Source organism: Vreelandella titanicae (assembly GCF_014697095.1).
GTDB classification, from domain to species: domain Bacteria; phylum Pseudomonadota; class Gammaproteobacteria; order Pseudomonadales; family Halomonadaceae; genus Vreelandella; species Vreelandella titanicae.
This window is the reverse complement of record NZ_CP059082.1, coordinates 1,440,942-1,464,390: the sequence shown is the minus strand read 5'-3', so window position 1 is coordinate 1,464,390 and position 23,449 is coordinate 1,440,942. Positions and strand designations below refer to the sequence as shown.

Here is a 23,449-nt window from a genome sequence, read left to right as displayed (position 1 = left end):
GTGCATGACGCTTGGCGTAACTATGAAAATGCCCCCCAAGAGGGGGCTGTTATTTGCCCTTCTAGCGCTATACCAGAAGGCAAAGCACGCTGCGTGGAAGTAATGAGCAGCAATGGATCTTTCCCGGTCATTGCAACACGCATAAATGGCACGATTTATTGCTACGTTAATGCCTGCCCCCACCAATATTTACCTTTAAACTATCGGTCGGACAGTATCATTTCATCAGATGGCCACCGTTTTCTATGCAGTGCGCATGGGGCGGCGTTTGACATTAAAACGGGAGACTGCTTAACAGGCGACTGTGACAAACTTGACGCCATACCTGTATCTGAAGACCTAGCAGGCAACTTATGCATCGCACACAGAAAGCCTTAAAAAAACTCACCAACAAGTTATAACTTATTCCCACATCTCTAGTTAAACATCTGACAATAGTGATGGAGTCGAATAAAACTCCACAATTATTCAGCCGCATAATAAGCGAACTCAACGAGTTCGCTTATGAGCAATACAGCTCCTCAGAAACGCTATACTCACCAAAAGCCTATTACTGCCTAGATCAAGACTCCCTCATTCCGATAAGTTTTTGCCAATATCTCTTTCTCTAAGCGAGGCAGCATTGACTGAATACGAGTTAGCACATTAAAAACACGTAGTTTAGGCGTCAGGATCAACCACATCGTCAGCGCTCAGGCCTTCATCGTCGCCTGCGACAACCTGCAATTGTTCGAGAAAGAATGCGCGGGCAGCCTCTCCATCAACATCTTTCGCAGCTGCCACTTCAAACCAGTCGCTGGGAAGGTTAGCCGCCAATTGCATGAAGTTTTCGACCTCTTCAGCAGGCAATTCGATGAAGGTGTTGCCCTCCTCCTTAGCAAACTCAACCCCACGCACATCGACGGTATCCATCATGAAACCAAACAGACGGGACAGTTTTTCGCCTGAGACGTCCATAATGGCGTTACGATCTTCCTCGGAAAGCGACTGCCAGGTATCGGGATTAATGACCATGGAAAAGCTGCCACGATAGAAGCCGCCCGGCATTTGTACCGTGTAGGGCAATACCTCAGCTAATCGAAAGCTCCTAAGCCCCTCAAGGGTGAGCATGGCACCGTCGACCACTCCTTGCGTGGCTGCTTCGTATGTCCCACCTGGCGGTAGTGCGACACCGGTGAGGCTTAGCGCGCTGGAAATATCCGCCATCACGCCGCCACCGATGCGCGCTCTTCTGCCCTGCAAATCGTCAAGACTTTCGATTGGTTCAGCAAGAAAGAGCGCCCCAGGGCCATGTACACCCAACCCTAGTACCTCTACACCACGATGCTCACCGGCATCGCTTAGGTATTCTTGGTGAGTACGCCAGTAAGCCACGGAGGCGTTTTCCGATGAAAAGTCTTCAAAGGTGGGGAATTCCGGCAGTTTGGTTAGCTCAAAGCGCCCAGGCATCAAACCATGGAAGAGCCAGGTGACATCAGCGACGCCGTCCGCCACCAACTCCATCTGTGCGTTAGGCGGCCCAAGGTCATGGGTGACATTGACACTGACGCGACCATCAGTCGCCTCTTCAACCCATTTCCCCCAGGTGGGCCAGACGATCGTATTAACGCCATGGTTAGGGCCCGCCCAGGTACTCACCTGAAGCACGGTATCAGCCGCTGCTGCGCCTTGCAGAGAGCCCAAGAGCATCAGGGCCGAGAAGGTGGTTAGTGTCGCCATTTTGTTCATTGTGATTATCCTTCTTGATGGTTCATGTATCAGGCGGTGCCAGTGTAAAGCAGAGGTTCTTTTAAGGTTGTTACTGTTTAGAGCGCCAGAATCAGGCGCTTGCCCGCTGCCCGCGAGCAGCAGGCCATCATACGGTCATTGGCGTCGCGCTCGGCATGGCTGAGCACCAAATCTCGGTGATCGATAGGCCCCTCGGTCACCGCTACTTCGCAGGTTCCACACAGGCCTTCGCAGCAGTCACTAGGCACATCCACCCCTGCCGCGGTTAACGCCTCAAGTAGGGTCTGGTCGTTACCGACCTGAAGCGTCAGGTCGGAGTCCGCCAGCACTACTTCGAAGGCGTGCTCGTTCTCAGGATCGAGGATGTTGGAGCGAGCGGTGAAGTGTTCAACGTGCAAGGTTCCCTCGGGCAAGCACACCGCCTGGGACTCTAGCGCCTCCAGCAAACGCTCAGGGCCGCAGGCGTAGACCTGTTCACCCTCGGCTAGGCTGCTAAGTGCACTCGGTAGATCAAGGCGACACCCTTTATCACCGGCATGGAGGGTTAGCGCGGCGCTATGGTCACGTTCAACTCTCTCTAAAAAGGCCATGGTTCGCCGTCCGGCGCCGCAGTAGTGAAGCACATAGGGCTTACCGATTGCCTTGAGTCGGTCAGCCATGGCAAGAATCGGCGTAATACCAATACCACCGGCTATCAGGGTATAGCGCGTTGCCGTCTCGTCCAGGTGGAAATGGTTCTTGGGGCCAGCGATATGCAATATATCCCCAGGTTTAACCGTATCGTGGAAGTGCAGCGATCCGCCACGTCCCTCAGGCTCACGCAGGATGGCGATGGAGAGACGTTTACGGTCATCGCGCGTCCCGCACAATGAGTAGTAGCGGCGCCACTTATCTGAGACCAGCTCGATATGCGAACCCGGGGTCCAGTCGGGCAGCTCACGCTCATGGGGATCCACCAGATCAATACGCATCACCGCCTCAGCTTCACGCTTCACCTCGGCGACCACCACCCGACGCACGATATCCTCCTTGATAGGCGCGCCGATATGGAAAAGCGTAGGGTTCTCCAGTACTGCGTGGTTGCATCGTTCAGGATTCTGCGCGGGCTCCCACTCCACCCATAGCGACGTAGGCCCGCGGAAAGAGGTGTTGGGCAGATATTCGAGTGATTGATCCTCGACCAGATGGATATGGGGTAAACGACGGACAAACTCATCAAGGATGATACGCATCTCCATGCGGGCGATGTTCTTCCCCATGCACTGGTGCGCACCGTAGCCGAAAGTGAAGTGCTCCGCGGCGTTATGGCGGTAAATATCGAACTCGTCAGGATTCTCAAAGTGGCGCGGATCGCGATTGGCCGACGCCTGCACGATCAACAGCTTTCCGCCCTTCGGAATCCTCTTTCCCCCTACTACGGTGTCGTCGGTAGCGATACGGCGCCAGGCCACGACCGAACCGGCGACGCGCAGACACTCCTCGACCGCGCTGGGAATCAAAGCGGCATTCTCACAAATATCGTTCCATGATTCACGGTTCGCTAGCAGAGTACGAAAGGCATTGGTGGTGGCGAACGCGGTGGTCTCATGGGCAGCCACCAAGATGGCCATCATCATCGAGCGCAGATAGCTCTCTGGCACAATGTCAGGATGCTTGTTGTGCATGCGGATCGAGTCGTACATCCACCCCTCGCCGCTAGGCTTGGCACGCATGCGGTCAAGGATAGTTTGTGCGGTTTGCCAGAACTGGCCCACATCCTCGGCAATCTGCAGTTGCTGCTCCGGGGATGGGCGGCCCCAGGTATTCAGCGTGTGGGCAACCGAGAACTTGCGAAGCTCCTTGGCATCTTCATTGGGAACACCCAGGAAGCGCAGTGCGACGGTCATGGGAATTTCCCGAAACATCTCGCCCACCAGATCCGCACGCCCCTTGTCGATGAAGCAATCCATATAGTCACGCACCAACTCACGTACCCACGCTTCGTGCTTCTCAAGATTCTCGGGCAGGAAGGCATCCATCAGGAGGCGGCGGCGTTCCATGTGATCCGGTTCATCCTCGTTGACCATGGTACGACGCATTGCGAAACCGTAGCCCTCGAGAATTTTCGTCGCCTCGGGCGGTGCGGGGGTTAGTTTCTCCAACGCGATAGAGGGCGAAAAGGTGACGTTGTCACGGAAAACCGCCTTCACATCTTCATAGCGGCTCACGACCCAGTAGTCGAGTTTGGGACTGTAGAACACCGGCTCCTGTTCGCGAAACCAACGCAGCGCCTCAGCGGGGTCAAGCTGATAAGGCGCATCGAAGGGATCGAATTCGGCCGCTTCAGGGGAGACTGGGCAACCGGTAGGCGATAATGCCACGGACGCCTGTGATGGTTGAAAAGGGCACTCGCCTGATGCACTACCAGAACGGTGAGACACTGATGCCATGAAGGGCTCCGTAAAATTAAGTGGCTCGTATTTGTTTTACTTTTATCGAACACTTAGTTTCTTTTAATGCACAATGAAGGTAGGCAGTTTCTGTCGGCGAGTCAACTCCTCAGCGTAGCTGCGTTAGTCTGTATCGCTTGGCTAACTATTGAGTCCTGTTATCGCGCCCACTTACCGAACCCTAATACCGAGGTGCTTTCTATGGCTAACAACACGTTGCAAACGCTTGATCGCGGACTCAAGGCACTGGAAATTGTCTCCGAGCATAGCGATGGCATTTCCATTGCCGATCTAGCTGAACGCCTCGATATTCATCGAGCCATTGCCTACCGCATCGTGACCACTCTGGCCAGCCATGGGCTGATTACGCGCACCCCCGAAGGCCCCATTCGCCTGGGTGCTGGTACGGCACTGCTTGCGTCTCGCTTTGAACCTCATCTACGCGCTATTGCCCAGCCACTCTTGCAAGCACTAGCCAGAGCCACCCGCGCCACCGCTTTCATCTCTGTCGCTCAGGGGGAGGAATGCGTTGTGTTAATGGTGGCAGAGTCAGGAGAAATGCCTCTGCAAATCGGCTACCGAGTGGGTAGCCGCCATCCGTTGACGTTGGGCGCTGCCGGTATTGCCATCCTTGCCGAACGGCCCTCTCACCCGGAAGAAGGTGAGGCGATAAAGCAGGCACGACTCGACGGCTACAGCCTGACTCATGGGCAGCTACAACGCGGGGCAGTAGGCGTGGCCAGCGCTATCTCGTCCACATCGTTTCGCCCTACCATTGAGGCCTGTGTGGGCGTGGTGGCCATGGAGGATCTAGATAAAGAGACCGCTATCACGGAAGTAAAAGCAGCTGCCCAGCGAATTGCCGAACTGATCGCTCGATAACCTGGATTAATAAGACCTTTGAGGTGCCTCTCAGGACTCCAGCGGATTCTAAATGGCCATTACCAGGCAAACGAATACCTTCGTGAAACAAGCGTAGCCAGCGAGCTTAACGTCAGTACTCCTACCGATCGGCTTCGCCGCACTAGGGCTACAATTCCTCATTGACGCTTTCCGTGCCGCTCAGCGTCTTCGTCGTAACAACCATGAGAGGGCAACCTCTCATGGCTAATAACCTTAGTCACAAGTCGATTCGCGGCCACTTGATAAGCGGTAAGGTGACACCTGGTAGAGGCCTACAGACGATATTATGTCGGCTGGCGTGCGGGTGCTGCCTCTGGAGAGAAGCTTATTGGTCAAGGCGATTGCGCTCCAGGGCGTTACGATAGACCGCCAATAAGCGATAGAAACCGTGCACGAACTTGCCATAGGGCATGGTAATGAAAAGTGCCATAACCACGCCTAAATGGACCACCAGCATAACCCCCATGGCTGAGGTCTCACGTAGCAGCATTAGGGACAGGCCTGTTAAGCCGGTCAGCCACAGCAGCACTATGAAAGCCACATCCATTCCCATCTGGCGCACATCAGCAGTGTCCTGATCACGCACCAGCTTGAGGTACAAAAGCCCCGCCGGGCCTATCAAAAGGCCGATACCGCCCAAGGTACCGAACAGTTTGGGAAGACTGATAAAATCGTAGGGCGCCTGCCAGCCAAACACATAGTGATAGATGGTGCCGGTCACGGTCGCTGCGAAGCTAAGCATGAACCCGTAAAAGGTAAAATGGTGGAAGCGCCGCCGCCAGTGCGAATGATAGGCATCTGGGTAAGTGCAGCCAGCCTCTTCCTGACCGTGCAGATGCTGGAGTGAAAAAGTTTCTTTGAGTGCCTGCCGCCAGCTTTCGGCATCGCCAAGCCCAGTTACGCCCTCGCCGCTTTCGCGCCAAAAGCGCACCATCCCCATGATCAACGCTAACAGCACAAACAACGACACCGAGCCAAAGGTCACCACCATGGTGTTATGTGGCAATAGCGCGTAGAAGTCGCCACTATGCTGTGTGGTGACCAGTGCCGACAGATCACCATTTAGCGCAATGGCAATCAACAGGATGAGCGTCAACCCTACCGCCAGTGCCAAGGCGGCAAGCAAGCCACTGCGGTCAAACAGACGGGCCAACGGCTGTGGCCAAGCATACTGTCGATAAGACTCGACACGAAGCTTGGCCATTGACTGCGGTACGTTAACGGCAAACTCATGGGGCGGAGCGTACTGGCAAGCGTAGTAGCACTCACCGCAGTTGTGACATAGGTTGGCCAGATACTTAAGATCCTCGGGAGTGAACGTACGACGCCGCTCCATGGCCGGAAATACCGGGCAGAACCCTTCACAATACCGGCAGGCATTGCAGATCGTCATGTTGTTGCGGGTTTCTTCGATTAGTGCGTCAATCTTTTGCATAATTGCCTGCCTCTGTGCCTGCGATGCGACCAAATACGGTGCCGATGGTCATACCAAAGCCAGCAACATAGCCCTGGCCTAAAATATTACCGGCCATGATCTCACCGGCTAGGAAAACATTGTCCGCCAACTCGCCGTTAGCCATGTACATACGCGCTTTTTCATCGACTTTAGCGCCTAAGTAGGTGAAGGTAATGCCAGTACGAAGTGGGTAGCCGTAGAATGGAGGCTCGTCGATACGCTGCGCCCAATGGGTCTTTTCGGGTGTAACACCCTGTGTATGGCAATCGTCGAGCACACTGTGATCGAAGTTGCCAGGCTGTACGCCAGCATTGAATTCATCGACAGTTTTGAGTACGGCGTCAACCGGCAGGTTGAGCTTAAGCGCCAACTCCTCAAGCGTATCGGCCTGCTCAGGGGGAAAAACTGAGGGCATAAAGCGCCCCTGCGCCTTGGAGTCGGTAATCGAATAGCCCACCTGCCCCGGCTGTTTGGCAATCAGCCGTCCCCAGATGGCATAACGCTTGGGCCAGAAGTCTTCGCCTTCGTCATAGAAGCGCTTGCCATCGCGGTTAACCACAATCCCCAGGGATACACAGTCGACACGGGTGACGATACCGCCATCGTACTTGGGCGCGCGTGCATCGATAGCTACCGCGTGACCTTGCGTTGGATCCCCAATCACCATGGCGCTGTTATCAATCAGGCTGCGCAGCATCTTACCCTGGTTGAAGCGAGTACCACGGATCAGGAAGTTACGGGAGACCTCTCCCCATGCTTCCTCCAACCACGCTTGGTTGGACTCGAAGCCGCCCGAGGCAATCACCACTGACTTAGCACTCACCTTGCGTGGTGAGCCATTGTAAGTCACCAACGCATGGTCAAAGCGGTTGTCATCAAAGACCAACTGTTCAGCTTCAGCCTCATAGAGGATTGTCACCCCAAGTCGCTCAGCTGCCTGGTAGTAGGTATTGACGAGTGCTTTGCCGCCCCCCAGGAAAAAGGCGTTGGTTCGCCCCAGGTGCAGAGTGCCACCCAGCGATGGTTGAAAGCGCACACCGTAGCTTTTCATCCAATCGGTGCAGGTTTCTGAGGCTCGAATCACATGCTTCGTCAACACTTCGTTGGTGATGCCGCCGGTAACACGCCAAACGTCATCGAAGAACTCATCCTCAAGGTAGGCGTCACTCAGCACATCGGTGGGCTCACGATGCATGCAACGCAAGTTACGGGTGTGAATACTGTTTCCACCGCGCCATTGACGTGGAGCACTCTCCAGTAATAGCACGCTGGCACCCTGCTCACGCGCCGATAAAGCGGCACACAACGCAGCATTACCTCCACCAATCACCAGCACGTCATGGCCAGTCAGATCGGCCTCACTGAGCCGCTCTCCAGTCGATGACAACATTGGAACTCCCTCATGATGACTAACAAGAAGAGATGGTGACGGTAAAAACTCTCACCAAATTCTAATAAATACAAATGTATCCAACAGTGTTCAAAATGACAAGTATTGTTCATTGTCATATCATGGCCATTCGTCTAACCCGCAACTTGAGGCTGGTCGCCATGACTGAATCCAAACCACGCAAGCACGCCAACCAGGCAGCCAATCAGCGCGGCGAACCGCGCAGTGAACAGGCCTACAGCTACATCATCGACGCTATTAAGGAAGGCACCCTGCCCCCAGGAACAAGGATTCGTGAAGTCGACTTATCTGAGCGCATAGGCTTAAGTCGTACGCCTGTACGCGAAGCGCTTAATCGTTTACAGCTTGAAGGGTTGGTCGCTAATGACCCGATCCGCGGCACCATCATCACCGAACTCGACCACAGCATGATTAGCGAGCTATATGCTATGCGCGAGATGCTAGAGGGAACGGCTGCGGGCTTTGCCGCACAGCACGCTTCAGAGGTTGAAATCGCTTTTCTGCGCGAAATTAGCGATCGCGACGCACGGCTAAAGGAGACTCATGATCTAGTTAAGAACAATAAACTGTTTCATAGCACCCTCTACCGCTGCGCTCACAACCGCTATCTGCTTAAAATGCTGAACTCACTACACGAAGCAATGATGTTGCTCGGGCCTAGCACGTTAGCTAAACCAAGCCGTGCAAAAGCCGCGCGTAGTGAGCACGAAGCCATCATTAACGCGCTTGAAGCACGTGATCCAGAAGCCGCAGAAAAAGTGGCACGGAGCCATATCCGCGAGGCTTACAAGATCCGCCTAGAGGCCTTTTTTGAGAGTGATGGCGACTGAATCAAGTACGAATCGCAAAAGGATCGCGGGCTTCGTTAGATAAGTCGATCATCAGGTTTTTAATCTCAAGGTACTCATCTAAAGCGTGCATTCCGCGCTCACGGCCACTACCACTGGCCTTGACCCCGCCGAATGGTGCTTGTGCAGCATTTGTGCGATAGGTATTGACCCATACCCCACCAACCTGAAGTTGTCTGGCAACGCGATGCGCTCTTGCCAAATTTTGCGTCCATAGCCCGGCGACTAACCCGTAAGCGGTGCCGTTAGCGATGGCGATAGCCTGCTCCTCCGTATCAAAGGGAATAATCGCTAACACTGGCCCAAACACTTCTTCTTGAGCCAGTTCGGAGTCCGGCGCCACATCAGAGAATACCGTCGGCTCGACGAAATAGCCGCGACCATATACGTCGCCCTGCGGCACCCTACCGCCCGCCGCCAACTTAGCACCCTGAGTGCGGGCACGTTCGATGAAGTCAAGTACTCGTTGATGCTGCCCCTGGGTCGCCATCGGGCCCATCTCAGTGTTCTCATCGCGAGGGTCACCAATACGAATCGCCCGGGCGCGTTCACAAACCTGCGCCACCACCTGATCGTAGATGTCCCGCTGCACCAGCAGTCGCGAGCCAGCAATACAGGTCTGACCGGCGGCGGCAAAGATCCCCGCCACGGCTCCGGTCACAGCCTGCTCAAGATCAGCATCGGCAAATACAATGTTGGCCGACTTACCTCCCAGTTCAAGGGTCACCGGTGTTAGATGTTCGGCGGCGGCCCGAGAAATCGCCTTGCCTGTAGCGGTACCGCCGGTGAAACTGATCAGGTCGACATCAGGGTGCCCGGTGAGTGCCGCACCGACGCTACCGTCACCGGTCACCACGTTAATCACGCCAGGAGGAAAGCCAGCTCTTTCGCACAGCTCAGCGAAAGCCAGGGTGGTCACGCTCGCCATCTCTGAGGGCTTAATTACAACGGTGCAACCCGCCGCCAAGGCCGGTGCAAGCTTGTTGGCGAGGATCGCTATCGGCGAGTTCCAAGAGGTGATCAAGGCTGCCACGCCGCGCGGCTCGCGAGTAGTGAAATCAACCAGCTCAGGGCGGTCTAGCGGAATGCTCTCGCCTTGGAGCTTGTCCGCCCAGCCAGCAAAGTAGCGGTAGTTGCGAGCCGCAAAACGCATCTGCACCCGTGTCTCGCGGATTACCTTGCCGTTGTCGGTGGTCTCAAGTTGGGCCATGCGCTCGGTGTCGGATTCGAGCAGATTAGCCAATTCGTGCATTAGCGCAGCGCGTTGTAGGCCATTTGTAGACCGCCATTCGGTTTCAAAGGCATGTCGTGCAGCTTGCACCGCGGCGTCAACATCAGAAGCAGTTGCCTGAGGGATCAATGCCCATGCCTGCTGGTTAAGCGGATTGATCGATTCCAGCACTTTTCCATCTGCCGCATCACACCATTGATCGCCAATACGAAGTTGATAGCGCTTCATCTCACCCATTACATCATTCCTTCAATTTAGTTATATGTATTAGTTTAACGTTGCAGCATTTCTGGAGAATGGCTTCACGAACGCTAGAACAAACAGCAGTACAACCGCTCCCGCGAACAGGGCATAAAGGGAAGGGATAATGGCCATAGCCGCTGATACAATGCACAGCAGTGCGCCTATTTTCCTCTTCATGTCTTTTTCAAAAATATCAGAGAGTACGATCGACGCTGATACCACTAGCACTGCGCCAGACAGCACCGCTTCCAATATCTGGGACACATCTCCGTTAAAGAGAACGCCTGGGTAGGTAATAAACAGAAACGGAATCACGTAGGTGACGGCTGCTAAGCGTACAGCCTGCAGCGCAGTTCTTTCCCAGCGGGTATCGGCAATCGAGGAAGCAACGAACACGGCAACACACAACGGGGGGGTAATCACCGAAATGGTCGCAAAATAGAAGACGAACATATGCGCGGCAATCGGCTCCACTCCTGCTGACACTAGTGCGGGCGCCATGACCGCCGCTACCAGTACGTAGGCTGCGGTTGTCGGAATGCCCATGCCCAACAGCAAGCAGGCCAGCGCCACAATAAAGGCGACACCAAACAGGTAACCACCGCCCAGACCAACTGCCAAGGACGATATTGTCACGCCCACTCCGGTCATATTTATCATCGCGACAACAATCTGAGCGCTTACCAGCATCGTGATAATGATCAATATTCCGTAACCAGCATCCACGCACGAGTCAACAAAAGTGTTCAGTACCGGCTTGATGCCTTCGCCGCGGACTATTACGGCCACCGTATAGGTAATCAGCATTCCCACGATGGACAAGGAGGCCGAGAAAGCGACCGAGCGACCGCTTAACACCATCACCACCAACACCCCAAGACCAACTAACAGCGGTGCTGATTTAGAAAGCTTAATGGCATCCCTAATCTTGGGCACATCGTTCTCTTCCGACAGCCCGCCGATTCCCTTTCTCAAGGCGATTAGGTGAATGGTCATAAACACGCTGGAATAAAACATCAACGCAGGGATCAAAGCAGCCAACGCCACCGACAGATAGCTGACACCCAACGTCTCGGCCATTATAAATGCCGCCGCACCAAGAATCGGTGGTGTCAGTTGCCCACCAGTGGAAGCCACCGCCTCTACAGCACCAGCAATCGGTGCGGGATAGCCCATCCTTTTCATCAAGGGAATAGTCATAGCACCAGTGGTGGCCACATTGGCTACCGCACTACCATTTACCGAACCGAATGCTGCCGAGGCGACAGTTGCCATCTTGGCTGCCCCACCAACCCGGTTAGCCGCAAAGATCATGGCAAGATCCATAAAGACCTTACTGCCGCCAGTACGGATAAGAACAGCGCCAAACAGCACAAAAGAGGCAATAACCGTCGCGCCAATACCCGTCAGCATGCCCCACAACCCCAGATCCGACAGGAAAAGGGTTTCGACAACCAACTCAACGCCATACCCACGATGTCCAAAATCACCTGACAATCTATCGCCAAAGAAGACATAAGCCAGAGACAGCAACACCATCAATGGAAACGCGATCCCAACGGAGCGTCGGCATATTTCCAGTACCGTGATCACCAGAAATACACATAAGGTGATATCCACCACCCCAGCGATGGGCAACTGCGTGAGGATGCGGTTTTGATTCCAGGCCACATAAAGGCACGCGGCAATGGCAAAAACGCACAGCAAGCCATCAATGGCTCGCCCCAGGAAAAGAAAACGTCCTTTTATACTTGGCGGATACACCATGAATGCCAATAAAATCACACTTGCCAGCATCACCGAACGCTGCACAAGAGAATCAAAAGCACCAGCGATCCCCGTATAAAGGATCATCATGCCAAGTGAGAATGCAACCAGCTTTTTTATCACCTCAGGAAGCCTGGATGATGTGCTTTCTATAGGCTGTGATTCCGATTCAACAGCTTCTAACATAAGTCTCACCATGAAGATAACTTCACGCCAGAAGGCAATAGAGCTAACACTCAAGTCAGCTCTATTTCATAAAAACGACCACTCTTTATTTCACAACTTAGGGTTTAAGATGCTCAGGAACTTCATATCCCTGCTCTTCAAAATAGCGAATAGCGCCGGGATGAAGAGGCGTCGTTGCAAGCTCAATTGTCATCTCTGGGATATCTGCATCTTTTAAAACTGAGAAAGCGGCCGCCTGAGCATCCTGATGCTCGACGATAGCTTTAACGATGTTGTAGGCAACCTCTTCATCCAAGTCAGCTCTTGAACTTACCGTGTTGCCATACGCCCAGGTGGTATATGCCGGATAGCCATCACCAGCCTCATTCTCTTCAATATTCATGATGCCCAAGCTAGGCAGTTCCTGGCGAATGGCATCTGCCTGCTCATCGCTCAAGCCAAGAATATTAACTGGGGTCATAGTGGCGATATCGATACTGGAGGCATCCAGCATTCGGCCATTGCCGCTCTTCACATAACCTTTGACACGATTATCCTTGATCTGGTTAACCATGTCGGTTGTGGAACCACGCACATAGTCAGGCGTTACACCGATCACATCAAACACCGCTTCGGCAGTCGCTTCCGTGCCCGATCCAACAATACCCGGGTTGAATTTGACACCTTCCAGATCACTAATAGTGTTCAGGCCAGCATCCGCTCTCACTACGACATTCTGAGCCGAAGGGCCATACACCCATAGCACATTAGTGGGGACTTCATTACCCTCGAACGCCCCCTCGCCGTGATAGGCATCATAGGCAACATTGGTGGTCACTAACCCCATATCGGCCTGATTACGTTTGATCCTTCTCAAGTTATCAATGGTTGCCCCCGTCTCCATGACGGAAGAGCGCACACCATCGACATTCTCGTTAATGATCTGCGAAACGGCGACGAAATAACCATAATGTGATGACGAAGAGGATGTAGAACCAATCGTCAATCGAGTATCGGCATGGGCAACGCCTGCTGCACATAAGGAAATTACCACCGCCAGCACGGATGCTTGCTTCGTATAAGCCATAGTCACCTCTCGTAATTGTTATATATTTAACTTTCCGTTAAAGACTAAACTCAGTCATTGCGCATACTATTGACGATGACCGGAAAGTACTGCTCTCCGTATCCTTCCTTTATAGCTTTCTGAAATAGGGACTTCGTATTTTCTGCCATTCCCAACGTCAAGCCGTAATTCTCTGCCAGTTCCAGCGCATAGCTGAGGTCTTTTAATGCATATGAGGTAGGGAATTTTTTTTCTGGGAAATCATTTTCGAGCATGAATTTCATGCAATGGTTGCGCAGGGCAAAGCTATCTGCGGACCCTAACGACATAGCTTCAAAAATCTTTTTAGGGTCGGCACCACTTTTCTCACAAATCACCAATGCCTCGGACAGGCTGGCCACAGTATCGAAGAGCACCATGTTATTCAGAATCTTGGCCAACTGGCCGGCGCCAACATCTCCACAATGAATAATGTCTGATGCAATGTGCTGCAGAAGCTCTTTAATATTTCCGTAAATGGTTTCGGCGCAACCCACCATGACGCACAAGTTGCCATCAATCGCAGCCTGCCGAGTGCGCGCGACAGGCGCATCGGCAAACTTCACCTTGTAGGCCTGCAGCTCACGCTCTAACCACCTGGCATCCTCTACGGAGGTTGTGCTCAGGTCGACGACTGTAGCGCCTTGCTTGAGTTCATTGGCAATGCCGTCCTCTCCTAGCATCAAGCTTTTTACATGCTGGCCACTTGGCAAAGACAGGAAGAGGACATCACTCTCGCGCGCCACTTGCAGAGCGTCCTCGCCCTTCTGCACACCCTCAGCCGCCAGTCTCTCCAGCGGCTCAGAGGCAAGGTCATAGGCCAACACCTTCTTACCAGACCCTTTGGCCAGGTTTTTACACATGGGCTCACCCATTGCCCCCAGGCCAATAAAACCAATAGTACTAATCAAACCAACACCTCCAATAAGAATACTCTTGAATACCGTTGGATACTATAATACACACACTAGCCTATAGCGCTGCAACTATCACGACATACTTTGGTCGCAATGCAGGGCAAAAAACCGATAACTAACCGCTACTCACATTCTGAAGGAAACGATCCGAGCGCCATAACAACGCCTGAACAAAAGCGCCCCGCCAGGCACCATGCACTGACCGGATGTACGCGCCTGTGACAATGACCATTAGCCGTTGGCCGCTCAGGGTGTGTGGTACGTTTATAAGCACTCACAAACCTGCAGCCTCAAGGGGTTGTCGATCTCAATGAGAGGGGGACTTGGAGCAGCAAGCCCACTGGCGTGGCGATCAGCGCAATAGAGGTAGTGAGGAGTGCCGAGATCACCCAGAAGATGGGTAGAGCGGACGACTTTGCCGCCCCTCGACACCAACGGGCCATAGACCGACAGCACCTGCTAAGAAGCACGGATCTGCCAGTCTGCATGCAGGCAGGAAACAAGAAGCGCTCAGTGGCTTACTCAAGAGGCTGGGCTGACGCACGTCGCTGAACGTCTACGCCGAGGTGCTCAAGCCAACCATTACTGGCTGGCTAATCAGCAATCGCTGTTGTGATTTACATCCTGCCACATCCATTTATTCAAGCACTTCCAAAGCACCTGCTCTCTGGTGAAGTTATTGATTATTTAAACGCAAACCAGGGCGTGGCCAAGGGACAGCTAACAGCTGACCATAACCTGATAGCGTGATGTAAGCAGTCTGCAAGTTCGATCCACCAAAGCAGATATTAGTGCAATACCCTTCAGGGGCTTCATGAAACTCCAGCAAATCCCCCTGCGGAGAAAAAACACTGATCCCCCCATCCACCAGGGTGGCGACACAAATGTTACCACTCTCTTCCAAAGCCATAGAGTCAAGGCGCTGATAGCCCGGCAGGCCGTGAACCAACTTGCCGCCATTGGGAGATGGCCAAGGCTCCTGACCCAGCTCACCGGGCGCGGTGATCGGATAACGCCAAAGCCGACTGGTTTCGGTTTCAGAGACGTACAACATACGCCCATCTGGCGACAGGCCAACCCCATTGGGCGTCAGCAGATGCTTTGCCGCGCGGCGAATCGAGCTACCGTCGCATCGGGCATAGTAGAGGTAACCCAGCATAATGCGGTCATCAAATTTCTTGCCAAAGTCGGTAAACCAGAAACCACCCTGATCGTCAAAAACGATATCGTTAGGGCCATGCAGCGGAACGCCCTGGCAGTGGGTGTAAAGCGTCTCAACAGAGCCGGTGACAAGGTTGACTCTTTGAATCGAACCGCCGTCATAATCGGATGCAGCGCCGGTAGGTCGGCTGTAGCCATCGTCAGTACGCCAACTGAATCCACCATTGTTGCAGATATAACAGTGCCCATCCGGCCCGAGAGCCGCCCCATTTGGCCCCCCACCCACCTCCGCCACGGTCTGTAGCTCGCCGTCAGGTAGGACACGCGTCAAGCGGCCTCTTTGAATCTCCACGACTAATATGCTGCCATCTTCCATGGCAATCGGCCCTTCAGGAAACGCCAGTCCACTGGCTAGCACCTTGCCCTGCAATTTTGTTCTGCTCATGTCATCTCTCCTGTGAACTGCCTGCTTTTCCCGCAGCCCTGCACACCCGCCTAAAACTGCCGGGCCATTTGCTGAGCCCGGCGACACCACTTACTGCATACCTTCAATTACCTCTTGAGTTGGCAGGCCGCGCGCTTTCAAGGGTTCTGCCCAGCGGTCATAGACGCCTTCAAGGTTGGCGTGTGCTTGTTCAAGATCGCTATCAGATAGGGGCACTTGGGCAATACCGTACTCCTCCTCAAGTGTCTGGATGATTTCCGGTTCAGAGTTATCCACGTAATCACAGTAGGTTTGCATAGCGTACCTTCCTGCCTCTACCAGAATATCCTGTTGCTGCTGTGACAGGCGCTCCCACACTCGGTCACTAATCGAGTAGGTGAGACCAAAGCTAGCGACGGAGAAGTTCGGAATTAATTGATCCAGTGCTGGTGCAAGGCCATAGTCCAGGATGCCTCGAAGCGGGTAATACACACCATCCAGCGTACCGCGAGAGAGTGATGTTAGTACGTCTGAAGCCTGCATTGTGACAGGGCTTGAACCCAGAGCATCAGCGGTGAGTGTCATAGGTCCACCGGCAGTACGCATTCGCAGACCATTCAAGTCATCGAGCGACGAAATATCGCTGTTGTTGGTCAGTATTCGATAGCGCCCCATATTGCCCACCCAAAGAGGGCGGATGTGATGCCGCTTGAACTCCGCTTCATAAATAGCCCCACCTGGCTGGGCCATCTCATAGAAGCTATCCGCCGCGCTACAGGAGTTTTTTACGATTTCCGGTAGCTCAACAACGCCAGACAAAGGGAGCTTTTCCGGTATATAAGCCGGAGATACGTTGGCAATATCCGCCACACCTGTCTGCAATAAGGTCAGAGATTCAGAACCACGCCCAAGTTGTTCTGCCGGATAAAAGTCGAACTGTATCTGTCCGTCGGAGAGCTCCGCCACCTTTTCCATAAACGGGTTGGCCCCATACTCTATGGCAAAAGAAGTGGTGGGCAGCCATTCGGCAAACTTCAATGTCACTGGTTCAACCTCTGCCGCGGAGACTGAACCGCATGCCAAAACACCCGTCAACAGCAGTGGAAGGTGCTTTTTATAGTTATTCATGATGGTACTCCCTTTTATCGCTCTTCAGTTTTTGTGCCAGTCATTAATGAATACAGCGGGATAAACAAAATCTTCCAATAATGCATGGTGCATTGATGATAGGTATAACGTTTTTACAACAAGCTTAAACCTTAACCCACCTTTATATAGATGAACCCTATCTATCGTTGACCCAAACTCCTACAAATTGGCGAAGACTAGTTACCAACATTACGCGTCAGTACATAGCCGTTGATGGAAGCCACAGCACAATCTGTGGAAATGCTATTAACAAAGCGATCAAACCAAGCAGCATGACGATGTAGGGTATGACGCCTGAGAAAAGCTCCTCGACAGGCACATTGGCCACTTTCGCCACCACAAAGACGTTCATGCCGACCGGTGGTGTGACAATACCGATCTCAGCCAACAAAATAACGATCACACCGAACCAGATCGGATCGAACCCGAGCGAGACGACAACCGGAAGAACCACAGGAATGGTGAGAATCAGAATAGAGATCAGGTCTAGGAACAGCCCCAGCACCAGATAGAGGATCACCAGAAAGAACAAGATAAGGTATGGCGAAACATCCAGCAGTCCCACATAGTTGACTAAGTTTCGGGTGATGCCGGTCATGGTTATGAAGTAACCGAAAACATGTGCACAAACAACAATAAGGCCGATCATGGCAGAAATGCAGCACGTATTTATAACGGCATTTTTGAATGCTTCAGCATTGAGATTGCCTGATTTCAAAGCAAGCAAAAGTGCGCCTAGTGCACCCAAAGCAGAGGACTCAACGGGTGTGGCAATGCCAGTGTAGATTAATCCCGTAACAACGCTGAACAGCATCAGAAAGGGGGTAGCTACCTTCAGTGCTGTCAGCTTTTCGCGGAAGCTATAGGTCTTATTATTAGAGGCTACTGGATTTCGGATGATCAGAATCTTGATGGTAATGGCGATAGTGAGCGTCACCAATATGCCAGGCACTATGCCAGCAATCAGAAGGTCACTGATGCTAACCCCGCTGAGCAGCCCATAGAAAATCAGTGCGACACTGGGAGGAATCAGCATGGCAATAGTGCCCGAAATAGCGGCAATACTGCCAGCCATTTTCGGAGAATACCCCTCAGCCTGCATGGCGGGCGTGCTGATTTTCCCCAGCGTGGCTGCAGCCGCTGTACTGGAGCCAGAAATTGCACCAAAAGCAGCACCTGTGACAACAGCAGCAATCCCCACGCCACCCTGTATCTTGTCTGTCCACTTGGCAATGGCGCTAAACAGGGAGCCGGTGATACCGCTGACCCCCATAAATTCCGACATGAGGATAAACATCGGAATGGTGAGCAGCTCGTAGGTCGTCAGAGCAGAGCCTGGCGAAGCCGATAGGATCCCCAGCAGGACATCTATCCCATTGGTTAGAAAAATGCCCAAAGCACCGGATATCGCAAGACTGATTGCAACCGGAATGCCTATTATCAAAAGAAAAAACAGAAAGAGAAAAGATAAAGCAATGACCATCACAGCTCGCCCCCTTTAGAAACATAGTTATTTATTGTTGTTATTAACAACCTGAACGAGAAAACAAAGGAGCCGATAGCGATAATAAATTCAGACGGCCAAACAACCCAGCTCACAACGCCATAAACGATCTCGTTCTCTTGCCAGGCACTGTATGCCCTTAAAGAATAGGTATAAGCAATATAGCTAAACATCAATGTGGCGATGAGGCCGAAGACCAAAAGGCAAAAGCTGGTAAATTTTAAAGGCAGCTTGCTTTTGAAATAATCAACCTTCAGATGGCTTCCCGTTCTCAACGCATAAGAGAACGCCAGAAAATAAGACCCTGGAAGAAGGTACATGGTGATTAGGTTAAAAAACCAATTAAGCGGCGAGTTGAAGATATAACGCATTACGACATCGACAAAAGTAATTGCCATGGCGCAAATAATCATAGATCCGGCAACAAAAATAAGAGCGTTTTCCAGGCATCTACAAACCTTATCCAACGCTCTTATCAGGCCGGGTTGTTCAATATGACCTGTCATGGTTCTGTGTTCCTGTAATGTCGCCATGATAAACCTCAGTGCGCCAATGTTAATAACGACTCAAAGGCCGTGTTTTGGCTGTCTAATAATCACTACGGGCGCATCGGCAAACGTCACCTCATCAGCAGGTAGTTCACACTCCAACACCTTCTTATCAGCCCCTTCGGCCACGTTTTTACACATGAGGTCATCCGTCGTCCTCAGGCCAAACAAACCAAGAGTGCTAATCAAGCTAACACCTGCAAACGAATACTTTTGAATACCTTTGCATACCACAATGCACACGATAGCTCATAGGGCCTCAATCATCACGGTATACTTTGGTAGTAATAGTGGCCTCTAAGAAGGCATCCATGGCAACCACTTCGACAAGAGCATGGAACGCTTCGTGCTTCGGTATGCAGGGCCTCGCCCGGAGTCTCCCTGGCTCCCGCCGCTCGGATTCATACTGTCCACAGAAATCCTTCGGGCATGCTCGGAAACCATTCGCTATGTTGCGCTGGTTCTCTTCGACCCCACCATCGACTTCGGAGACACTGAGCGAATACTCATGAGCCACCCTACGGCCGTGGTTTTGCCTTTAAAATATCCATCATCACCGCGGCTTGTCGTTTGGTCGTTCAACGTTTGACGATAGGTTCGTCGCTAATCCTCGTCTCCCTGAACACTGCGCTATAGCTTGTGCAACTATGCAAGGGGTCACTTCCCCCACCAATGTTGCTTTCAAAGCAACAAACTCGTTACTCAACTGCCTCTTTTCTGCCTGCCAAGTCGCTTAACGTAAAAGCGCCAAAAAATACATCGATAACGGCAAGGACAGGACATGTTTTCAGAGCAAGTATTTTCAAAACAGCAACTGCATGAAGCCACCGAACTGCGGCATAAGCTTCACCAGAACCCAGAGCTTAAATTCCAAGAAAACGATACTGCGAGACTCGTTGCCAAGCGGCTTAGCGAACTTGGTTATCAAGTAACGGAAGGCATCGCCACCACTGGTGTCATGGCGGAACTGGATACAGGTCGGGAAGGGCCCGTGCTTGCTTTTCGTGCCGATATGGACGCACTGCCGATTAATGAAACCAACGCCTTTGCCCACCGTTCCCAGCGAGAAGGTCTAATGCACGCCTGCGGCCACGATGGACATACCGCCACACTGCTGCTTGCCGCAGAAACTATGATGGCAATGCAGGACGAGCTGTGCGGCCATATCAAACTGCTGTTTCAGCCGGGCGAAGAAGGTGGAAACGGTGCCGATTTAATGGTTAAAGCGGGCGTGCTACAAAACCCACAAGTGGACGCCGTGTTTGGCTACCATAACCGCCCAGGCTTTCCTGCCGGTCAGCTGTTCGTTAAACCTGGCCCGGCAATGGGAGGAAACGACACTTATAAAGTCACTATAGAAGGCGTCTCTGGCCACGCAGCCATGCCGCACCTGGCGGTAGATCCTATTTATATAGGTTCATCGCTGGTGCAACAGTTGCAGGGGCTGGTAGGGCGTCATAAATCGCCACTGGAAGCGGGCGTTATTACAGTAGCTTCCTTCCATGCTGGCGATGCTGCCAACGTTATTCCCGGCCACGCCGAGCTACTGGTTAATATTCGTAGCGACCGACCCTCTTCCCGAGAAGCATTGGCGGGAAAACTTGAGCAAGTGACCCAAGGTGTTTGTGCAGCGCATGGTGCTTATTACCATATGGAGCACCTGCACCAAGTCCCCCCGCTAGTCAATGATCAAGCCTGGTCGGAACGAGTGCTGTCTATAGCCACCAAGCACACCGTGAGCAATGATATTCAGCAGTTGGACTATATGCCCACCATGGGCGCAGAGGACTTTGCTTTTTATCTCCAGGAAGTACCTGGCTGCTTCTTTTTTGTCGGCAACGGCGAAGGTGCTTACCTGCACAACGAGCGTTATGACTTCAATGATCAAATCCTACCAGTGGCAGGCGGAATGTTCGTAGCCCTAGCCAAAGAACTGCTAACCAAGCACTAAAAACCCACTTACTAATAGTCCTTTACCAAGCCATCAGGTTTAAAAATAACGTTTAAAAATAAGGGTCAAAATGATGCAAGGCGTACTCTCTTCTATAGAACGAGTGGGCAATAAGCTGCCCCACCCCTTTATTTTGTTTACCATTCTAGCGGCTATTGTCGTGATGATTTCCGCCATACTCGCTACCTTGGGTGTTTCTGCGATTAATCCCCAAACCGATGCAGAGGTTTACGTTCGCAGCCTGCTCTCATCGGATGGGATCGAGTTCATGTTGACCAGTGTGGTCAGTAACTTTGTCAACTTCCCCCCACTGGGACTGATTCTAGTCGTCATGTTTGGCATTGGCTTGGCGGATAAAGTCGGCCTGTTGTCAACGTTGATGCAGGTCAGTGTGGCGAAAGCGCCACCCTCTCTGCTTACCTTCTGTGTATTTATGGCCGGCATTTGCGGCAGCATCGCATCAGACGCCAACTACCTAATCTTAATTCCCTTAGCGGCTATGGTGTACTACTCGGTTGGGCGACATCCGATTGCCGGTGCAGCAGCTGCCTACGCTGCCGCTGGAGCGGGGTTTGATGCTAGCCTCTTCATTACCGTAGGGGACGCACTGTTTGCCGGCATTACCACTGACGCTGCGCGTTTAGTCAACCCTGGAGCCTATGTGTCACCGATCGACAACTACTATTTCGTGGCCTGCTCAGTATTTGTACTTGCGACTATGGGCACCTTGATTGTCGATAAAATAGTGGAGCCCAGACTTCAACGTACCCTGCCGATGGGCAAGGACTTTAAAACTGATATCGTCAAACCAGAATTGACTGAGGCAGAAAAGCGAGGCCTCAAGCGTGTCGGCATTGCCACTTTGCTTTATCTCGCGCTGGTGCTAATAGCCGTGGTACCGGAGGCATCGCCACTGCGTAATGAAGAGGGCGGCCTGATTCCATCACCGTTCCTACGCTCGCTGGTGCCGCTTATGTTTATCTACTTCGTCACTATTGGGCTGGTTTATGGCATCACTACCAGCAAGATCACCAGTAGCCGTGACGTGCCCAAACACATGGCCGAGTCAGCTAGCGATCTGGCACCCACCCTCGTGCTGTTCTTTGCCATTTCGCAATTTATTGCCTACTTCCGTTGGTCGGAGCTTGGTCAGTACATTGCCATTGAAGGCTCAAACATTCTACAAAGCACCGGGTTTACTGGGCTTCCGCTAGTAGGTGCGTTTATTGCGATGAGCGCGGTACTTAACGTCTTTATGACCAGTGGCTCGGCACAGTGGGCATTAATGGCGCCGGTCTTCGTACCCATGCTAATGATGATCGACTTTGATCCCGCCTTTGTATTGGCGATGTTCCGCATCGGTGATTCTAGTACCAACATCATTTCCCCAATGAGCCCCTACTTCTCGGTCGCCCTGGTGTATATGCAGCGCTACAAGCCTGATATGGGATTAGGCACGCTCATCGCCACCATGCTTCCACTTGCCTTGAGCTTCTTGATCGCCTGGTCTGCGTTTCTGATGTTCTGGCTAGCCATGGGATGGCCGATTGGCCCCGGCGTTTACATGATGGCTAACTGATGCCGCTAAGCATCACTGCATTGTCAGCATAAGTTTCCACAGATAGTCGGCAGCAGGCGACAGCCTTCTGCCGACTCGGCGCACTAGGTTGCCCTGACTGCTGGCAGCCATAGGATGCTGAATGGGAACCGCTTTAAGTAACCCAGACTCTATTTCATTGCGCGCAGCCGCCGCCGTCATAAATGACACCCCAACACCCGCACTCGCCATTCTCCGTGAAACGGAATGTAAGTTGCAGCGATAGCTGGGCGTTGCCGGTTGCCCGGCGGCGCTAAACAGTGAATTGACAAATTGCTGCGAACCCGACACGTCCGGTAGAAAAATTAGCTTATGCTTTAATAGCTCTGCTACCGAAACACTTTCCTGACTGGCGAGGGGATGAAACAGTGCAACCAGAGCACACAGCGGCCCTCGCTCAAAAGAGTGCACAATGAGTCTCGGATCAGAAACTGGACCATAGGTAATAGCAATATCAACCTCGTCGTTAGCCACCATTTCATGGGGTTCGCGTGGATAGTAAATACCTGTTTTTATCTCGATTAGCACATCTGGATACTGCTTCGAAACCCGTCGCATCACGTAATTGATGAAGCTATCCACAAAGCCATCACCTACAGATACCACCACTTTCCCCGCCTGCATGTTACGCAGACGAGACAGCGTATCCCCCAGCTCTGAGTTCAACCGCCGCTGAGCTAGAAAACTATCCACCACCAATTGGCCCGCTTCCGTCAGCATGACATGACGCCCCTGCCGTTCTAGCAGCGCCATACCCAAGTCTCGTTCGAGGCCTCGTACTTGACGGCTCACCACGGAAGGGTTGATATGCAGATGCTCTGCCGCTGCGCGAATACCGCCACAGCTGTTCACCTCCAACAAATAGAAAGCACGTTTATCCAGTATATCCATGAGCTAGCCGTAAGGATCGCA

General features: G+C 52.6%; 18 protein-coding genes. 5 read left to right on the top strand and 13 right to left on the bottom strand.

Annotation, left to right across the window (positions count from 1 at the left end; translation table 11 throughout):
• Nucleotides 1–378 carry a Rieske (2Fe-2S) protein gene (locus HZS52_RS06905; RefSeq protein ID WP_138800689.1) on the top strand — a complete coding sequence of 126 codons (378 nt, stop codon included), beginning with the start codon at nt 1–3 and terminating at the stop codon, nt 376–378.
• A 282-nt stretch (nt 379–660) separates the two neighbouring features.
• Here HZS52_RS06905 and HZS52_RS06900 read toward each other — a convergent pair whose 3' ends face one another.
• Together HZS52_RS06900 and HZS52_RS06895 are read right to left on the bottom strand one after the other, a co-directional pair.
• Complete coding sequence (locus tag HZS52_RS06900) at nt 661–1,728, bottom strand: TRAP transporter substrate-binding protein (protein WP_190374394.1); 1,068 nt, start codon at nt 1,726–1,728, stop codon at nt 661–663.
• A 77-nt stretch (nt 1,729–1,805) separates the two neighbouring features.
• Nucleotides 1,806–4,157: a cytochrome P450/oxidoreductase gene (locus HZS52_RS06895; RefSeq protein ID WP_190374393.1), complete on the bottom strand. Its 2,352-nt coding sequence runs from the start codon at nt 4,155–4,157 to the stop codon at nt 1,806–1,808.
• A gap of 201 nt (nt 4,158–4,358) precedes the next feature.
• On the opposite strand from HZS52_RS06895, the gene HZS52_RS06890 reads away from it, so the two are divergent.
• Entirely contained in the window at nt 4,359–5,039 is a 681-nt protein-coding gene (locus HZS52_RS06890; protein WP_022521418.1) for an IclR family transcriptional regulator, read from the top strand.
• A 346-nt stretch (nt 5,040–5,385) separates the two neighbouring features.
• On the opposite strand, the gene tcuB is transcribed toward HZS52_RS06890, so the two are convergent.
• Nucleotides 5,386–6,495 (bottom strand): tricarballylate utilization 4Fe-4S protein TcuB, encoded by a 1,110-nt coding sequence (gene tcuB, locus HZS52_RS06885; protein WP_041159078.1) that lies wholly within the window; start codon nt 6,493–6,495, stop codon nt 5,386–5,388.
• On the bottom strand, nt 6,482–7,906 hold the full coding sequence (gene tcuA, locus HZS52_RS06880) for an FAD-dependent tricarballylate dehydrogenase TcuA (RefSeq protein WP_138800693.1): 1,425 nt from the start codon (nt 7,904–7,906) through the stop codon (nt 6,482–6,484). Before tcuA ends, tcuB begins: the two co-directional genes overlap by 14 nt.
• Before the next feature lie 95 nt (nt 7,907–8,001).
• Here tcuA and HZS52_RS06875 point away from each other — a divergent pair, with 95 nt between their 5' ends.
• On the top strand, nt 8,002–8,757 hold the full coding sequence (locus tag HZS52_RS06875; RefSeq protein WP_201304254.1) for a GntR family transcriptional regulator: 756 nt from the start codon (nt 8,002–8,004) through the stop codon (nt 8,755–8,757).
• 1 nt (nt 8,758) lies between these two features.
• Here the strand turns inward: HZS52_RS06875 and HZS52_RS06870 are convergent, their stop codons facing one another.
• The 8 genes from HZS52_RS06870 to HZS52_RS06835 all read right to left on the bottom strand — a co-directional run bounded on the left by HZS52_RS06870 (nt 8,759) and on the right by HZS52_RS06835 (nt 18,947).
• Nucleotides 8,759–10,243 carry an aldehyde dehydrogenase gene (locus HZS52_RS06870; protein ID WP_212751686.1) on the bottom strand — a complete coding sequence of 495 codons (1,485 nt, stop codon included), beginning with the start codon at nt 10,241–10,243 and terminating at the stop codon, nt 8,759–8,761.
• A 30-nt stretch (nt 10,244–10,273) separates the two neighbouring features.
• Complete coding sequence (locus tag HZS52_RS06865) at nt 10,274–12,256, bottom strand: TRAP transporter permease (RefSeq protein ID WP_190374392.1); 1,983 nt, start codon at nt 12,254–12,256, stop codon at nt 10,274–10,276.
• A gap of 43 nt (nt 12,257–12,299) precedes the next feature.
• A complete protein-coding gene (locus tag HZS52_RS06860; RefSeq protein WP_051430490.1) occupies nt 12,300–13,268 on the bottom strand; it encodes a TAXI family TRAP transporter solute-binding subunit in 969 nt (322 codons plus the stop codon).
• A gap of 50 nt (nt 13,269–13,318) precedes the next feature.
• On the bottom strand, nt 13,319–14,197 hold the full coding sequence (locus tag HZS52_RS06855; RefSeq protein ID WP_199105065.1) for an NAD(P)-dependent oxidoreductase: 879 nt from the start codon (nt 14,195–14,197) through the stop codon (nt 13,319–13,321).
• 682 nt (nt 14,198–14,879) lie between these two features.
• Nucleotides 14,880–15,809 (bottom strand): SMP-30/gluconolactonase/LRE family protein, encoded by a 930-nt coding sequence (locus HZS52_RS06850; protein WP_190374391.1) that lies wholly within the window; start codon nt 15,807–15,809, stop codon nt 14,880–14,882.
• Between the two features lie 90 nt (nt 15,810–15,899).
• Complete coding sequence (dctP, locus tag HZS52_RS06845; protein ID WP_022521409.1) at nt 15,900–16,916, bottom strand: TRAP transporter substrate-binding protein DctP; 1,017 nt, start codon at nt 16,914–16,916, stop codon at nt 15,900–15,902.
• A gap of 217 nt (nt 16,917–17,133) precedes the next feature.
• The gene (locus HZS52_RS06840; RefSeq protein ID WP_041159080.1) at nt 17,134–18,420 is read right to left on the bottom strand and encodes a TRAP transporter large permease; all 1,287 of its coding nucleotides are present in this window, start codon (nt 18,418–18,420) and stop codon (nt 17,134–17,136) included.
• A complete protein-coding gene (locus tag HZS52_RS06835; RefSeq protein ID WP_052475703.1) occupies nt 18,420–18,947 on the bottom strand; it encodes a TRAP transporter small permease in 528 nt (175 codons plus the stop codon). The genes HZS52_RS06840 and HZS52_RS06835 overlap by 1 nt, the downstream gene beginning before the upstream one ends.
• Nucleotides 18,948–19,770: 823 nt before the next feature.
• On the opposite strand from HZS52_RS06835, the gene HZS52_RS06830 reads away from it, so the two are divergent.
• Together HZS52_RS06830 and HZS52_RS06825 are read left to right on the top strand one after the other, a co-directional pair.
• A complete protein-coding gene (locus tag HZS52_RS06830) occupies nt 19,771–20,940 on the top strand; it encodes a M20 metallopeptidase family protein (protein ID WP_022521406.1) in 1,170 nt (389 codons plus the stop codon).
• Nucleotides 20,941–21,010: 70 nt separating this feature from the next.
• The gene (locus HZS52_RS06825) at nt 21,011–22,519 is read left to right on the top strand and encodes an AbgT family transporter (RefSeq protein WP_223828074.1); all 1,509 of its coding nucleotides are present in this window, start codon (nt 21,011–21,013) and stop codon (nt 22,517–22,519) included.
• A 12-nt stretch (nt 22,520–22,531) separates the two neighbouring features.
• Here the strand turns inward: HZS52_RS06825 and HZS52_RS06820 are convergent, their stop codons facing one another.
• The gene (locus HZS52_RS06820; protein WP_022521404.1) at nt 22,532–23,428 is read right to left on the bottom strand and encodes a LysR family transcriptional regulator; all 897 of its coding nucleotides are present in this window, start codon (nt 23,426–23,428) and stop codon (nt 22,532–22,534) included.
• Nucleotides 23,429–23,449: the final 21 nt, after the last annotated feature.

Coding starts and splice junctions, on each gene's coding strand:
- HZS52_RS06835 (WP_052475703.1), bottom strand. CDS start 18,947: ATGACAGGTCATATTGAACAACCCGGCCTGATAAGAGCGTTGGATAAG.
- tcuA (WP_138800693.1), bottom strand. CDS start 7,906: ATGTTGTCATCGACTGGAGAGCGGCTCAGTGAGGCCGATCTGACTGGC.
- HZS52_RS06875 (WP_201304254.1), top strand. CDS start 8,002: ATGACAAGTATTGTTCATTGTCATATCATGGCCATTCGTCTAACCCGC.
- HZS52_RS06850 (WP_190374391.1), bottom strand. CDS start 15,809: ATGAGCAGAACAAAATTGCAGGGCAAGGTGCTAGCCAGTGGACTGGCG.
- HZS52_RS06870 (WP_212751686.1), bottom strand. CDS start 10,243: ATGGGTGAGATGAAGCGCTATCAACTTCGTATTGGCGATCAATGGTGT.
- HZS52_RS06890 (WP_022521418.1), top strand. CDS start 4,359: ATGGCTAACAACACGTTGCAAACGCTTGATCGCGGACTCAAGGCACTG.
- HZS52_RS06825 (WP_223828074.1), top strand. CDS start 21,011: ATGATGCAAGGCGTACTCTCTTCTATAGAACGAGTGGGCAATAAGCTG.
- HZS52_RS06900 (WP_190374394.1), bottom strand. CDS start 1,728: ATGAACAAAATGGCGACACTAACCACCTTCTCGGCCCTGATGCTCTTG.
- dctP (WP_022521409.1), bottom strand. CDS start 16,916: ATGAATAACTATAAAAAGCACCTTCCACTGCTGTTGACGGGTGTTTTG.
- HZS52_RS06830 (WP_022521406.1), top strand. CDS start 19,771: ATGTTTTCAGAGCAAGTATTTTCAAAACAGCAACTGCATGAAGCCACC.
- HZS52_RS06895 (WP_190374393.1), bottom strand. CDS start 4,157: ATGGCATCAGTGTCTCACCGTTCTGGTAGTGCATCAGGCGAGTGCCCT.
- HZS52_RS06840 (WP_041159080.1), bottom strand. CDS start 18,420: ATGGTCATTGCTTTATCTTTTCTCTTTCTGTTTTTTCTTTTGATAATA.
- HZS52_RS06860 (WP_051430490.1), bottom strand. CDS start 13,268: ATGGCTTATACGAAGCAAGCATCCGTGCTGGCGGTGGTAATTTCCTTA.
- HZS52_RS06820 (WP_022521404.1), bottom strand. CDS start 23,428: ATGGATATACTGGATAAACGTGCTTTCTATTTGTTGGAGGTGAACAGC.
- tcuB (WP_041159078.1), bottom strand. CDS start 6,495: ATGCAAAAGATTGACGCACTAATCGAAGAAACCCGCAACAACATGACG.